Raw genomic sequence first — 14,185 nt, 5'->3', positions numbered from 1 at the left:
CGTGGCGGTCGTGATCGGCATCGACCTGGGCGACCGGCGCGTGGGGGTCTCCGTCAGCGACCCGACGGGGACGATCGCTTTTCCCCTTCCGGTGCTGGACGGCTCCGACCGCCCCGCCCTTCTTCGCGCGATCGAGGATCTGGTGAAGGAGAGGGGGGCGGAGCGCGTGGTGATCGGCCTTCCCCGGAACATGAACGGCTCCCTCGGCGAGAGGGCGGAGATCACCCTCGCCTTCCGCGAGGAACTGGCGGCGCGGATCGACGTGCCGGTGGACACCTGGGACGAGAGGCTCTCCTCCGCGCAGGCGGAGAGGGTGATCCGCGCCGGTGAGGGACGGGAGACGGAGAAGGGGGGGCGACCCCGGCGGCACGGAGGGCGGCCGCGCCGCGGACAGGAGAAGGGTCGGATCGATCGGATCGCGGCGGTGCTCATCCTGCAGTCCTGGCTCGACCGGAACGCCTCCGGACCTTCGGAGTGGGACGAGGGGGGGACGCGATGAGCGCGCGCGCGTTTCTCTCCCGCGCGGCGATCGCCGTCGCGCTGGCGGCACTGGCCGCTCTGGGAGTGCTCGACTATCGTTTTTATCAGGGACCCGTCCCGGAGGGGGAATCGGTGCCCGTGCTCATCCCCCGGGGGGCCGGTTTCCGCGAGACGGCGCGTCTTCTCGAGCGCGAGGGGATCCTCGAGGACGCGCGCTGGTTCTATTGGGTCGGGAGGATCCGCGGCGAGGACAGGCGGATCCGCGCGGGCCGCTACCTTCTCGTTCCCGGAACGCCGGGAGGGAGGGTGCTTCACGCGCTCCGGCGCGGGACGAACGAGGTGATCCGGGTGACCGTGCCGGAGGGGCTTTGGGTGGAGGAAACGGTGCGGATTCTCGCCGACCGGCTCGGGTTGGACGAGGAGGAGATCGCCCGGGCGGCGCGGGATACCTCGCTCGTGAGGCGCTTCGGTGTCCCCGGCCCTACGATGGAGGGATACCTCTTCCCCGAAACCTACCTGTTCTTCTGGGACGAGACCGCGGAGACCGTGCTCGGCCGGATGACCGCCCGTTTCCGGGAAGTCTTCGGTGAAGAGGAGGAGGCGAGGGCGGCGGAAATGGGGCTCACGCCGCGGGAGGCGATCACCCTCGCTTCGATCGTCGAAGCGGAGGCGGTGGTGGACGAGGAACGCCCTCGAATCGCGGCGGTCTACCACAACCGCCTGGAAATCGGCTGGAAACTGCAGGCGGACCCCACGGTGCAGTACGCGCGGAAGAGTCGCGAGAGGCTCCTCCTGCGTGATTTGGAGACCGATTCTCCATACAACACATACCTTCACACGGGACTTCCTCCCGGTCCGATCTGTTCTCCGGGCGAGGCGTCGATTCGGGCGGTGCTCCGGCCGACCGAGGGGTCGAGGGAGCTTTTCTTCGTCGCCAACGGCGAAAACGGGCGGCACACCTTCTCGCGCGATCAGAATGGGCATATACGGGCGAAGCGGGAGGCGAAACGGCGTAGACAATCCCCTTGACAGAACGGTGTTTCGAGGGTTCAATCATGCGGGAACATCGAGTTTCCCGTGCCCCGAGCGGTGGGAGATCCATGGCGAAGCAGATTCCGAAACAGAAGAAAAGGGTTCGTCCGGGCCGGTCCGGCTCGAAGAGCGAGAACTCCCTCCCCTTCACGCGCAGGAACTACACGCTGTTCGGTGTGGGGATCGCGGTGATCCTGCTCGGCTTCCTTATGCTGAGCCGTAATTCGATCACCCTTGCCCCCATTCTACTCGTGGCCGGCTACTGCGTGTTGATCCCTCTGGCCATCGCCCTGAAGTAACGTCTTCGCGGCAGTCGAACGCGCCGGCCCTGCGGGCGGATAGCTCAGCTGGTCAGAGCGCCTGCCTTACAAGCAGGAGGTCACAGGTTCGAACCCTGTTTCGCCCAAGGACTCTGTTTTCAATGTGTTGCGCCTCCTTTGCCGTCCCGTTTTCCCCCCGATTCGTGCGGTTCGCGCCTCAGAGAGCTGTGTGGTCGGGAAATGGGCGGTTTCTCTCGATACCCCTTTGATTCAAGCAGTTAAGTGGACAAAACCGTTGACTTTTCCGCGGTTTTTTGGTAAAGTTCGATCAGGTTTCGTGACAATCCTGTTCATACGCCGAACCTTAATAATCTGGTGTGGTTTTCGGTTGACAGGACGATACGTGGTTTGGTATAGTCGGGAGCGCTGCCACTCTCGCGATTGAGTTCTCCCTTGCCTATACCCATCCGACACCGAAAGGAGGTGTGGGGAAGCTTCTGACTTGGAGAACGTGGGCTAGTGTATCTGTTTTGGTACCTAGATAACGGGAGTTGCTCTTCGGGTTCACCGAAGAAAAATCGGTCGCTGAAGCGCTAATCTGCAGGAGGTTTCCATGAAAAAAGGGTTGATGATCGGCCTGGCTCTCTTCGCGTTCGCTGGCACGGCTCTCGCCGGGCTGCCTTGCGCGGCCTACTCGACTTGCACGGTGATTCTGAACACGCCGACGGCCTGCGCCACCACGGATCTGGTTTGGTCGCCGAACGGCTCGATGGACACCATCGTTCTCGCCGTTACCGTTCTCGACTGCCTCGAGAATCCGGTCAGCAGCTGCGACGTCCGTCTCGAGATGAGCGGGCAGTTCGATCCGGCCAATGAGCTGGGAGCCTCCGGTAACAACGGTGCGATCTGCGGGACGCAGACGGTTACCCAGGCCACCGACGCCAACGGCGTGACCAGCTTCACCCTCACCGGCGGCGGCGCCGGTGCCATGATCCTCGACTACACCGTGACGGCCGAGTGCGCCGATCCCGAGGTCGAGCTTTGCGCCGGTTCCGACACGCTCTGCGTGAAGTCGGTGGACTTCAACGGCACGGGCAACGTGAACTTCTTCGACACGTTCAAGTACCTGCCCCAGCTGAACTCGACCACCGGGTACACGGGCGATATGGCCGCGTGCGCCGCCACCAACGTCGTGAACTTCTTCGACACGTTCAAGTACCTGCCGGCTTTGAACTCTGTCGCGGCGTGCCCCAGCGGTTCCTGGACGCTGACGCTGAACGACGGCGGCATCTACGAGTGCGACGACATCTACTAGTCGTTCACCTCATCGTCTGATCGATCGGCCCCTCCGCCCGAAAGGGCGGAGGGGCTTTCGTTTGCTGTGGATTCTCGGAGTATCGATCCCCTCTCCCGCCGCGTGGGGGAAAGAATCAGGGTGAGGGTGCCTTTCCTTCCCCCCGCGGCTTTTCCTTCGGGGCGCGGCGAGGAATCGGAAGGGGACGGGTTCTTTATCGACGCTCTTGCGGTTTCTCTCTCCAGCTCGCTGAAAAAGGGTCGGGATGAGGGCTCTGGAGGGAGAAGAAGCCCCATTCGACCCCGAGTCCCCCTCGGAAGGCTCTCGGGGTGGGAAAAACTTGGAATGTATTGAAAAAACTGCAATTATCCTAGATGGAGTCGTGGTGCCCCTTCTTGACATGCCCCCGGCGGTGTGGTATCATTCTGATGGAAATTCGAATGGAAGGAGGTGATGCGGGAGAACTCAGACAGCTACTAAATGCGGTAAGGTGTCGGCCTTGCCGCCGGGGCGGGTTAGGCGCCCGCCCCGGATGAAGGATTGAGTTCGTTTCCGATGGACCGGAGAAGGCATCCTGCCGACAAGCGGAACGGAGGGGTGCGGAAACCGGTAACGGAAGCATCGAACGGACTTTTTAGCAACGGGTACGCCCGATGAGCCGGTGGGAGGGTCGAGTCCGAAGATCGGCGAAAGAGACAACTTTCTCGTTGACAAGCGGATGCCTCCACTGGTAGAATTGGGTTGCTTTCGGAAACCGTGTGCGCTCGGCCGTGATGAGAAGTTGGGAAGCTATTCAGGGCGGTCGAGAGAAGCGGCCATGTGGGTTGGGTCCCCTGGTGGTTGCGGCATGCGAAATGTGAAGGCAAACATCCGTTGAGACTTCCGCAAAGGAAGAAAGGAGCAACAGGTAATGAAGAAGGCTCTCGTTTTGGCTGCGGCTTTGTTCGCGACCGCTTCGCTCGCCTTTGGCGCGGGAACCTGCGAGCTGGATCTGGACGCCGTCGTGGGTAACGGTCCAGACTTCATCATCGCTGAAGTCAGCGACTACATCGTCGTCGACATCTACATGATGGTTCCGGGCGTTGAGTACGGCCAGTCCATCGGCTGCATCGTCGGCAACTTCGACGGCTCCCTCGAGTACCAGGGCTGCGTGTACCACACGCCGCCGTCCTGGGCCGCCGTTCCGCCGGCCGTTGGTGAGGAAATCACCGTGCAGGCCACCTCCTGGGGCGGCACGGACCTCCTCAACTTCAACACCCCGATCTTAGTCGCTACCCTGACCTTCCACGCCGCCGCGGATTGCTCGGTCGACGACTTGGTCGTCATCTCGGGCGGTGTGTTCGACATGATGCTCGGCCAGGTGGACTTCGACGTCCTCATCGGCGGCACCGTGCAGATCGGCACGAGCGCGACCGAAGAGGCCAGCTGGGGCGCCGTTAAGGGGCTGTTCCGGTAGTTCTGCTTCGGCTAGATGCTACGAGAGAGGCGGTCTTCGGACCGCCTCTCTTTTTTTTCCCTGTTGGGCCTGGGCTTTTTCCAAATTCCCATTGACATCGATTCGGACGCTTATCTATAGTAGCCACGTACTGTTCCGAGGGAACGGGTGGATTGCGAAACCGTCGAGATGGGCGTTTTACGTGTTTAAAAAGGAGTGATTGTCATGCGCGTTTGGAAGGGATTCGGACTGCGGACCGCGATGGCCCTGGGCATCCTCTGCCTGGTCTCCGGTCTCTGCGTGGGTGTCGCCTGGGCGGATCGATTCGTCGGATTCGACGCGGACGAGAGCGGGACCTGCATCACCAACACGATCGATATGGGGCGTTGGCACGGTGCATCGGATGTGGGAACGGATTTCACGTTCGATGTTTATTTTGACGAGCTGGGGTCTACCATTCAGTCCTATGGGTGCGTTTTCTGTATCAAAGACACGACCCACTTGGCGAGCTGGAGCTGGGAATACGAAGTCTACGCGTCTTGGTCCACCGTCAACATCGTGTCCGAACACACGCCTTATGTAGCCATTCCCGTCAGTGCGAGCATCAGCTCTACGTATCCCAAGGCTCGTTGCTTCATGTTGCAGGCGACGGACTGGAGCCTGGGCAATCTTCTGAGTTCTCCAGTGACCTGTGGAACGTTTACGTATCAGGTGGCCGACGAGGGCTCGATACAGTTCATTATCGATGGAGCCAACACGTCGGTCTTCTATTGGCCGGCGGGTGTGAACGTCGTCTTTGATGAAGCCGGGCAGGCCTGTCCCGAGAACACCGGGACCGAGGCTCAGTCCTGGGGTTCCATCAAAAAGCTTTTCCGGTAGAGAGCCACGAAACGCCGACGCGCATGATGGTTGGATCGAGCGGCCCGCGTACCCGCGCGGGCCGCTTCTTTTCGCCCTGACGGGGGCGCTTGCCCGGCTTCCCGGGGCCGGGTTATACTCTCCTCATGATGAATATCCACCGATTTCCTCGCCTCATTTCCCTATCCCTTTTCCTCTCGTTTCTCGCCGCCGCCGTTCCCGCTTCGGGGCGGACGCTCCGCGTACCCGGCGACGCGCCGGATGTCGCGGGGGGGGTGAGCCTCGCCGCGGAGGGGGACACCGTCGCCGTCGCCGAGGGAGTGTATCGGGAGAACCTGATCATCGAGAAGAGCCTCGTTCTGACGGGCGGATGGGATCGTGATTTCAGCGGCCGGGACCCGGTGCGTCGGCCGACCGTGCTGGACGGATTGGGCGTGGAAAAATCGGTGGTGGTCGCGCGCGGCGAAGGGGTCTCCTTCGTGTTGGACGGCTTCACCGTGCGGAACGGCTGGGTGGACGGCAACGGCGGGGGCGTCTCCATTCACAACGGCGTGGAAGCGGTTCTTCGCGGAAACCGGATCGTGGATAACTACGCCCGATACCACGGCGGGGGCGTATGCGCCGCTAACAAATGTTCCTTGACGGCCGAAGCGAATATTTTCGAGAACAACTCGGTGGTCTTCCACGGGGGCGGGCTCTGTCTTCTCGACCGAACCCGGGGGACGGTACGGGGGAACCTGTTCCGCGGGAACCGGGTCATCTCCGATTCCGGCGGCGGCCTGGCGGTGCTGAGAAAATGCGCCGCGGAAGTCATCGGTAACCGTTTCGAGGAGAACCGGGCGATGAAGCGGGGGGGCGCGGTCTCCTTCCTGCAATCGAACGAGGCCCGTGTCCGCGGCAACCTGGCGATCGGGAACGACTGCGGCGACATGGGCGGCGCTCTCTACTCCTGGAAAAATGACGTCCTCTTCGAAAGGAACACGCTGGTCCGGAACTACGGTCCCCTCACCGGGGGGATCCGAATCGACAACCGAGGGAGCGCACGGCTCGTCCGAAACCTGCTCGTCCGCTCCGCGGGCGCCTGGTTGTTCGTCGACGGCGGGTCGGAGCCCGTATCGGAAGGGAACGTGCTCCACGCCTGCGGGCCCGCCGAAGGGGTGGAACCATGGGCCGGCGCCCGCCGGGAAGATCCTCTCCTCTGCGACGAAGCGACCGATCCGCGGCTCCGGCCCGCGTCTCCCGTCCGGGGAGAGGGTGCGGCGGGATGCTACACCGCGTTGTGCGGCGAAGAGCCCGCCGCGGATGAACCGCCCCTGTTCGGGGAGCGTCGATGACTCGCGGCGCCCGCTCACTCACGATCGGCGGTCTCTTCCTTCTGCTCCTCTTCTGGAGAGTCGCCTACCTGCGGGAGGCGGCGGATCATCCCCTCTTCCACCATCCGGTGGCGGACTCCAAGGTCTACCACGAGATCGCCGAACGGATCGCCGCAGGAGACGGCTATCCCTTCCCCGTCTTCGCGACCAATCCCGCCTATCCTTATCTACTCGGTTTTTTCTATCGCGTGTTCGGTCCCCGCCCGATGCCGGTGGCGGTCTTCCAGATCCTCGTAGGACTGGCGGGGCTGTGGCTCCTCTATCGGATCGCCTCCCGCCTCGGCGGAAGAACGGCGGGCGTTCTCGCCCTCCTGATCGGCGGGCTCTACCGCCCCACCCTCTTCTACGAGACCTTTCGCCTGCCGACGGCGATCGGGCTCTTCGTCAATCTGCTCCTTCTCGACCGCCTTCTCGCTCGGCGGCCCGGAGGTTCAGCGCGATCCCTTTTCTTCTGCGGGCTGCTTCTCGGACTCGGCACGCTGATTCAGGGGAACCTCCTGCTTCTGCTCCCTCTCCTGATCGTTTGGGTGATCGCGATCGAGAGGGGGTGGCGGAGAGGGATCGCCGCCGGAGCGCTTCTGCTGGGCACGGCCCTGGCGATCTTCCCGGTCACCCTCCGGAACGCCGTGCTGGGCGGCGATTTCGTTCCCGTCTCTTCTCACGGCGGGGTCAATTTCTTCATGGGGAACAACGAGGCCGCCCGGGGCGTCTTCTCTTTCCCCGAGGCGAGCGTTCCCACGCCGGAGAACATCAATATCCACGAATCGAAGAGGATCGCCGAGAGGGAAGAGGGGCGGCCGCTCCCTCCCTCGGCGGTGTCCCGTTATTGGATGACGAGAGGCCTCCGATGGATCGTCGCCCACCCCGCGGGTTATCTCCGTCTCCTCGGGCGCAAGGCCTTTCTCTTCTGGAACGACCTGGAGATACCGGACAACGTGGACATGGGTTTCTTCCAGGAGCGAACGGACATCCTCCGGCGCACGCCCCTTCTCTTCGGCGTGATCGCCCCGCTCGGCTTGGTCGGCGTGATTCTCCTCCTGGTCCGGCGGAGAGGGGCGCCGCTCCTTCTCTTCCTGTTCGCCCAGTTCGCGTCCGCGCTCCTCTTTTATATCCACTCCCGTTATCGGATCCCCTTCGCCGGTGTTTTCGCCGTTCCGGCGGCGCTCGGGCTCGCCTGGATCGCGGCGGGGTGGCGGCGGTGGCGCTGGTTCCAAACCGTCTGGACGTTGGCGATTTTGGCGCTCCTCTTCGTCCTGATCAACCGCCCGGTGGCCGGCGAGGGGAGGACGATCGCGCGAGCCTTCTCGCTGACCCAAATGGGGCAGGCTTACGAGGAGATGGGGCGGGTCGACGAGGCTCGGAAGGCGTACGACGAAGCTCTCGAATTGTTCCCGGGACATAGGACCGCGCTTTACAGCGCGGCGCGGCTCGATCAATCGCAGGGGCGCTTGTGGGAGGCGGCCGAAGGCTACCGGGCCGCGCTCCGGGTGGCCCCCGACTTCGCCGAGGCGCACCTCAACCTCGGCGTGGTCGAGCACGCCATGAACCGGAACGAAAGAGCGGTGGAGTCGTATCGTGAGGCTCTCCGTCTTCGGGGCGATTGGGGGGCGGCCTATTACAATCTGGGGAACGCCCTCTTCGATCTGGAGCGGTACGAGAAGGCCTCGGACGCGTACCGCCGGGCGCTGGCGGTCGAGCCGGAGAACGAAGACGCGTTCCGGAATCTGGTGAACAGCCGGGAGAAAGCGGGCGATTTCGACGGGGCGGAGGCGCTCGTCCGCGAGCGGATCGGTGATGCCGGAGAGGACGCGGATCTTCGCAACCGCCTGGGCGACCTGTTGGAAAAACAGGGCCGTGAGGAGGAAGCGCTCCGGGAGTATCGGAAGGCGGTGGAGTTGAACCCCCGCCACTCCGCGGCGCACTGCAATATCGGCCTGGTGCTTTTCCACCGAGGGGACAACGAGGGGGCGATCCGCGCTTGGGAAAAGATACTGGCGTACGATCCGGAGAGCCCGATCCGAAGCAACATCCGACTGGCCGAGGAGGCGATCGGCTCGGTCGCCGGGAGGGAGAATCCCGAGTGAGGAAGAGCCGGAAAATGCTCCGCCTCGCGTTGGTCGGCCTCACGGTTCTGGCGGCCGGATGCGGCGACGGGAACCGGGACGAAGGGCGGGGAGCGGCCGGCCGGTCCGGCGATTCGACCGGAGGCGCGGCGTCACGAGGCGGCCTTTCCCTCCTGCTGATCTCGATCGACACCTGCCGTCCCGACCATCTCGGATGCTATGGCTATGAAGAGATCGAGACGCCGCGGATCGACGATCTGGCCGCGGCGGGGACGCGCTTCGCGCGGGCCCTGGCGACGGCGCCCATCACCCTGCCGTCCCACGCTTCGCTTTTGACCGCCGAGTACCCCTACCACCACCGCGTCCGCAACAACGCCACCTACCGCCTGCCCGAAGGGGCCCTCACCCTGGCGGAATGGGTGAAACGGGAAGGGTACGTTACCGCCGCCTTCGTCGGTTCCTATCCGATGGAGTCCCGGTTCGGACTGGATCAGGGTTTCGACCTGTACGACGACCGCCTTCCGTACCTGCAGGGGATCGATCCCCACCTCGCGGAGATCCGGGCCGAGGAGGTGGCCGACCGGGCGGTCGCCTGGTTGGAGGAGAACGGAACGGGAGCGCCGTTTTTCCTCTTCGTGCACTTCTTCGACCCTCATTGGCGTTACGATCCGCCCGAGCCTTTCGCCTCGCTCTACAAGGAACGCCCCTACGACGGGGAGATCGCCTACGTCGACGGCGAGGTGGGCCGTCTGACCGACGCCCTGGACCGCCTCGGCCTGGCGGAGCGGACCGTGGTGGTCCTCACCGGAGATCACGGCGAGGGGCTCGGCGCCCACGGCGAGGAAACCCACGCCATTTTTCTTTACGACACGACGATTCGGATCCCGCTCATCATCCGCCCACCCGCGCGCGGGCCCCTTTCAAGCGCCGGCTGGCGCCCCGGAGGCGTGGTGGAGTCCCTGGCGCGGGAGGTGGATATCGCCCCGACCGTCCTCGATCTTCTCGGCCTTCCTCCCCTTCCCGACGCCGAGGGGCGCAGTCTCGCCCCGCTCCTCGTCGACCCGGAGGTTTCCCTCGAACTGGTACACTACGCCGAAACCTTCGCGCCCCGTGAAGACTACGGCTGGAGCGAAGCCCGCTCCATCGTGACCGATCGCTGGAAATACATTCTCCTCCCCCGAGAAGAACTCTACGATCTCGTCGCCGATCCCGGGGAGGAGAGGAACCTGATCGACCGGGAAACAAAGACGGCGGACCGGCTGCGGGCGCTCCTGGAGGAGAGAATACGATGCGATCGGGAGTGGGCGGGCGGGGAAGCGAGGCTGGAGATCTCCGAAGAGGAGCGCGCCCGGCTCGAAGCGCCCGGTTACATGACGCGGACCGATGAGGAGCGGGCCGCGGACCGCGTCGAAGAGCGACCGGACCCGAAAGACCGGATCGACATTCTCCGGGAGTATTTCACGGCCGTGGATCTGCTCGAGGAGGGAAAACCGGAAGCGGCCCTCCGCAAGCTGGAGCAGTTGTCCGAGACGGATCCGGGCAATCCGGATGTGCGCAAGTCGATCGGCGACTCTTTCGCGCTGATGGGGCAATGGGAGAGGGCGGACAGCGTCTACCGGACGATCCTCCCCCTCCGGCCCCATGATCTTTTTCTCTTGGGAAGCCGCGGAAACGCGCTTCTGCGTCTCGGCCGGATCGACGAGGCGGTCGAGGTGTTCCGTGAACTGCTCTCCCGCGATTCGGAGTACCCCGAGGGGCACGTCCGCCTCGGCGAATGCCGGCTTCTTCAAGACGATCCGGACGCGGCGGAGAGGGAATTCCGAGAAGAACTGCGCGTCCATCCCGATTCCCCTTCCGCCTACAGCGCCCTCGGCACGGTGCAACGCCTGCGTGGGGAGAGGGAGGAGGCGATCCGCTCTTTCCGCCGCGCGATCGAACTCCGGCCCGATTTCGCCCCGGCCTACCAGAACCTGGGGAACCTGTACGAAGAGACGGAGGAGTGGGAGAAGGTGATCGCGTATTACAAAAAAGCGATCGAGGCGGACCCCGATCTGGTCGAAGCGTATTACAATCTCGCCCTAGCCGCCAAGCGTCACGGCCGGAGGGACGCGGCTTGGGAGCTGTTGCACGATTCGGTGACGCGGAATCCCCGCTTCGCCAAGGGTTATTTCGGGTTGGGCAATCTTCTCCGGGAGGACGGCCGGCCCGCTCAAGCGATCGTTCAGTACGAGATCGCCTTGCGGTATGATCCGAAGGATTCGGATGTCTATTTGAACCTGGGCGCGGCCCATGCCGATCTCGGTATGGTCGACGAAGCGGTTCGGGCTTGGGAGGCGGCCGTCGACGCCGCCCCCCGATCGCCGAGCGCGCAGACCGCGCGAAAAAATATCGAAAGCGCGCGAACGCAGATGGGAGGGATGCGATGAAGGCCGACCGGAAAGCGACCGTACCGGCGATCGTCGGTTTATTGGCGATTCTGTTGTTTTCGTCTCTGGCGGGGGCCGCGGACGATCCGGTTCGTGAGGCGGTGGATCTCTTCTATATGGGGGAACGGGAACGGGCGCTGGCTCTTCTCGAACAAAGGATCGCCGAGGTCCCGAGCGACGTGGACGCCCACCTCGCCTATTGTGAGATGCGGATCCGCAGCGGCGAGAGGGAGAAGGTTCGCAAGGAGTACAACGATTGGGCGGAGCGGGAACCGGACAACCGCGCCGTCCGGCTGGTCCACATGGTCCTCTCCCGTCAATCGATGGTCAAGTACAGCATCATGGAGGACTTTCTCCGGAAGAACCCCGATTACGCGCGCGGATATGAGGAACTGGGCAAGGCCTATCTGGAAGGAACGAGGGTTTCTCAAGCACGGGCGGCGCTGGCCGAGGCGGTGCGGCTCGATCCGAACCGCGCCCTGGCCCGCCTGCATCTCGCCCTCGCCCATCGCGCCGCCGGGGAGCACGAGGAAGAGGAGAAGGAGTTGCGGCGGGCGATGGAGCTGGATCCGGAGATGGTGGTCATTCAGAAGGAACTGGGCGCCGCTCTTTACTTCCAAGGCGATGCGGCGGAGGCGGCCAAGATTCTGGAACCCCTTCGGAGCCGACTCGGAACCGACCGGGACTACCTCACCCTGCTCTCCCGTGTCCTGACCGATCTGGGGCGTCTCGATGAAGCGGAGGAGGCGCGCCGGGCCGCATTGGAGGGGACGACCGAGGAGTATTTGGGCGATCTGGTTTTTCGGGGACTCCGGCTCAGGAACGCCTGGCGGCTCGACGAGGGAGAGCAGCTCATGCTCGACGCGATTCACCTCGACTCGACTTTCCTAGAGGCGTACATGCAGCTCGGGATTCTCTACCGGATGCGGAAGGATCCGGAAAAGTCGATCGAGACCTACACGAAAGCGACCCGTTTCGGCTCGTTGAACCAACTCGCCTGGCGCAATCTGGGAATCAGCTACAGGGACCGGGGCGACCTCGAGATGGCGGAAACTTACTTCCGGAAGGCGGTGGAGGTGGATCCGGACTATCTCACCGGCTGGGTCGATCTGGCGCGCGTGCTCGGCCGTTTGGGTGATTTCGACGAGGCGATCGAAAACTGGAAGCGGGTGATCAGCATGGCTCCCTACGGATGGGAGGCGATGGAAGCTCGGGAAACCTTGTATTACCTGGAGAAGGGGGAGATCCCCCCCGAGCCGGAGGAGCAGTCCGGGTTGGTTTTCCCGAACCTGCCCACCCAACAGTAGGGCGCTTTTCACGGAAGGAAGCGCGAAGAAACGCGGGCGCGGCGGTTCCGAAGAGGGGTCGCCGCGCCCGCGCGTAAGGAGACTTCCCGGTCAGGGGACGAAGAAGAGGATCGTTTCCCCCGCGGAAGGGGCGTCGCCGCTCGGCCCGCCCGCGTCCGGAACGCCGAGGGCGATCTCCGGCCTTCCGTCGCCGTTCCAGTCGAGCACCGCTCCGCTGAAGGCGGCCTTGTCCCGCTCGTTCGATCCGACGACGGAAAAATCCGCCGCTTCATCGATGGAAATGCGCCCCCGGAGGGTTTCCCGCAACGGCCGGGAGGAGATGAAATAGGCTTCCCCCGCTTCGTGGCGCGCCAGCTCCCCGCCGGAGGATTTCTTGGCGACGGCGATCACCGCTTCGTTCCCTTCCTCGTCGATGACGCCGGTGATCAGCGGCCATCCCAGTTGCTCGTGGCTCTCTCCGCCGTGGATGCGGCAGTCGGCGTTCGTGCCGAGATCGAGGACGCCGACCATTCCGCGTTCCGGCCGCCCGTAGACGATGTAGAGCACGCCGTCCCGGCTTCCCTCCGTGTCCCGCGGGTCCACCGTTCCGAAATGCGCGCCGATCAACATGTCGTCCCGGCCGTCCCGATTCATGTCCGCGGCGGCCACGTCGCGGCCCGTGACGAAACCTTCCGCCTCACCGTAGATATGTAGGTCCGCGCCGTCGGTCAGATCCGTTTCGGAGGGGAATCGATCCCGGGGGCGCCCGTAGAGAACGTATACCTCGCCGGCGTTGATTCTCTCGTTGTCCGGTCCGTCGGCGTAGTAGGCGCCGCCGATGATATCCCCCTTCCCGTCGCCGTCCAGATCGCCTATGGCGAGGGCTCTTCCGAATGTGTCGGAAGCCTCGGCGCCGTAGATCCAGGGGAGGGTCGTTTCCGCCAGGTCGATCACCGGCGGCAGCGCCGATCGGGGGGCGCCGAAAAGCACATGAGCCTCACCGCAATGATGGCGGCCGTTTTCCGGCCCGTCCGCGTAAAAAGCGCCGAGGACCAAATCGTCCCTGCCGTCTCCGTCGAGATCGCCGGCGGCCATGTCTCCCGTGAGGTGGTCCTTCGCTTCCGCGCCGAAGATCGCGATGTCCGCCGGTTCCCGCGCCAGATCGATCACTCGCCGGCCCTCATGGCGGGGCCCGCCGTAGAACACGTAGGCGCCCCCGCAGTTCACCCGCTCTCCATCGGGGCCGTCCAGGAAAATGGAGCCGACGACCAGTTCGTCCCGTCCATCACCATCCAGATCGCCCGCGACGAGGCTGTAGCCGATTCCGTCTTTCTCCCCGCCGCCGAAGATCACCCAATCCGCCTCGCCGGTGCCGGTGTGCGCTTCGTCCGCCCGCCGCTCCGGACCGCCGAAATACACATCGATTCTCCCCGCGATTTTCCGATCCGGATCCGAGCGATCGGCGCCCGGCGTCGCCACGGCGAGATCGTCGATTCCGTCTCCGTCGAAATCGCCGGCCGCGACGGCGTTCCCCATGTTCCCGCTCCTCTGCTCGCCGTAGAGGATCGCCTTCTTCTCGAATTGGAGATCGTAACGCCGCCCCTCGGCGGACACGGCGGTGCTGAAGCAGAACAACAGAACCCAAAGCATTCGGTATCGCATGATCACCTCTCTTGCG

11 protein-coding genes and 1 tRNA gene are annotated in these 14,185 nt (G+C 64.1%); 11 read left to right on the top strand and 1 reads right to left on the bottom strand.

Annotated features, from left to right (window positions below):
* The first annotated feature begins 1 nt into the window (after window position 1).
* The 11 genes from ruvX to JW958_11935 all read left to right on the top strand — a co-directional run bounded on the left by ruvX (window position 2) and on the right by JW958_11935 (window position 12,528).
* A complete protein-coding gene (ruvX, locus tag JW958_11985) occupies window positions 2-499 on the top strand; it encodes a Holliday junction resolvase RuvX (protein MBN1826973.1) in 498 nt (165 codons plus the stop codon).
* Entirely contained in the window at window positions 496-1,509 is a 1,014-nt protein-coding gene (gene mltG / locus JW958_11980; protein ID MBN1826972.1) for an endolytic transglycosylase MltG, read from the top strand. The genes ruvX and mltG overlap by 4 nt, the downstream gene beginning before the upstream one ends.
* Window positions 1,510-1,580: 71 nt before the next feature.
* Window positions 1,581-1,811: a hypothetical protein gene (locus JW958_11975; GenBank protein MBN1826971.1), complete on the top strand. Its 231-nt coding sequence runs from the start codon at window positions 1,581-1,583 to the stop codon at window positions 1,809-1,811.
* A 33-nt stretch (window positions 1,812-1,844) separates the two neighbouring features.
* Window positions 1,845-1,918, top strand: a tRNA-Val gene (locus JW958_11970).
* 467 nt (window positions 1,919-2,385) lie between these two features.
* The gene (locus tag JW958_11965) at window positions 2,386-3,087 is read left to right on the top strand and encodes a hypothetical protein (protein ID MBN1826970.1); all 702 of its coding nucleotides are present in this window, start codon (window positions 2,386-2,388) and stop codon (window positions 3,085-3,087) included.
* Window positions 3,088-3,976: 889 nt separating this feature from the next.
* Entirely contained in the window at window positions 3,977-4,522 is a 546-nt protein-coding gene (locus JW958_11960) for a hypothetical protein (GenBank protein ID MBN1826969.1), read from the top strand.
* A gap of 204 nt (window positions 4,523-4,726) precedes the next feature.
* A complete protein-coding gene (locus tag JW958_11955; GenBank protein ID MBN1826968.1) occupies window positions 4,727-5,380 on the top strand; it encodes a hypothetical protein in 654 nt (217 codons plus the stop codon).
* 254 nt (window positions 5,381-5,634) lie between these two features.
* The gene (locus JW958_11950; GenBank protein ID MBN1826967.1) at window positions 5,635-6,693 is read left to right on the top strand and encodes a right-handed parallel beta-helix repeat-containing protein; all 1,059 of its coding nucleotides are present in this window, start codon (window positions 5,635-5,637) and stop codon (window positions 6,691-6,693) included.
* The gene (locus JW958_11945; protein ID MBN1826966.1) at window positions 6,690-8,816 is read left to right on the top strand and encodes a tetratricopeptide repeat protein; all 2,127 of its coding nucleotides are present in this window, start codon (window positions 6,690-6,692) and stop codon (window positions 8,814-8,816) included. The genes JW958_11950 and JW958_11945 overlap by 4 nt, the downstream gene beginning before the upstream one ends.
* Window positions 8,813-11,221, top strand: a complete 2,409-nt coding sequence (locus tag JW958_11940; protein MBN1826965.1) for a sulfatase-like hydrolase/transferase — start codon at window positions 8,813-8,815, stop codon at window positions 11,219-11,221. The genes JW958_11945 and JW958_11940 overlap by 4 nt, the downstream gene beginning before the upstream one ends.
* Entirely contained in the window at window positions 11,218-12,528 is a 1,311-nt protein-coding gene (locus JW958_11935; GenBank protein MBN1826964.1) for a tetratricopeptide repeat protein, read from the top strand. The genes JW958_11940 and JW958_11935 overlap by 4 nt, the downstream gene beginning before the upstream one ends.
* A 90-nt stretch (window positions 12,529-12,618) precedes the next feature.
* Here JW958_11935 and JW958_11930 read toward each other — a convergent pair whose 3' ends face one another.
* Window positions 12,619-14,169, bottom strand: coding sequence for an FG-GAP repeat protein (locus tag JW958_11930; protein ID MBN1826963.1), 1,551 nt, complete (start codon window positions 14,167-14,169; stop codon window positions 12,619-12,621).
* Window positions 14,170-14,185: the final 16 nt, after the last annotated feature.

Source organism: Candidatus Eisenbacteria bacterium (assembly GCA_016930695.1).
GTDB lineage: Bacteria > Orphanbacterota > Orphanbacteria > Orphanbacterales > Orphanbacteraceae > JAFGGD01.
The sequence above is the reverse complement of the archived record's forward strand: the minus strand, read 5'-3'. Positions and strand labels throughout refer to the sequence as shown.

What these genes read in the sequence shown, in the direction of transcription:
- mltG (MBN1826972.1), top strand. Translation starts at nt 496, where the DNA reads ATGAGCGCGCGCGCGTTTCTCTCCCGCGCGGCGATCGCCGTCGCGCTG.
- JW958_11975 (MBN1826971.1), top strand. Translation starts at nt 1,581, where the DNA reads ATGGCGAAGCAGATTCCGAAACAGAAGAAAAGGGTTCGTCCGGGCCGG.
- JW958_11965 (MBN1826970.1), top strand. Translation starts at nt 2,386, where the DNA reads ATGAAAAAAGGGTTGATGATCGGCCTGGCTCTCTTCGCGTTCGCTGGC.
- JW958_11960 (MBN1826969.1), top strand. Translation starts at nt 3,977, where the DNA reads ATGAAGAAGGCTCTCGTTTTGGCTGCGGCTTTGTTCGCGACCGCTTCG.
- JW958_11955 (MBN1826968.1), top strand. Translation starts at nt 4,727, where the DNA reads ATGCGCGTTTGGAAGGGATTCGGACTGCGGACCGCGATGGCCCTGGGC.
- JW958_11945 (MBN1826966.1), top strand. Translation starts at nt 6,690, where the DNA reads ATGACTCGCGGCGCCCGCTCACTCACGATCGGCGGTCTCTTCCTTCTG.
- JW958_11935 (MBN1826964.1), top strand. Translation starts at nt 11,218, where the DNA reads ATGAAGGCCGACCGGAAAGCGACCGTACCGGCGATCGTCGGTTTATTG.
- JW958_11930 (MBN1826963.1), bottom strand. Translation starts at nt 14,169, where the DNA reads ATGCGATACCGAATGCTTTGGGTTCTGTTGTTCTGCTTCAGCACCGCC.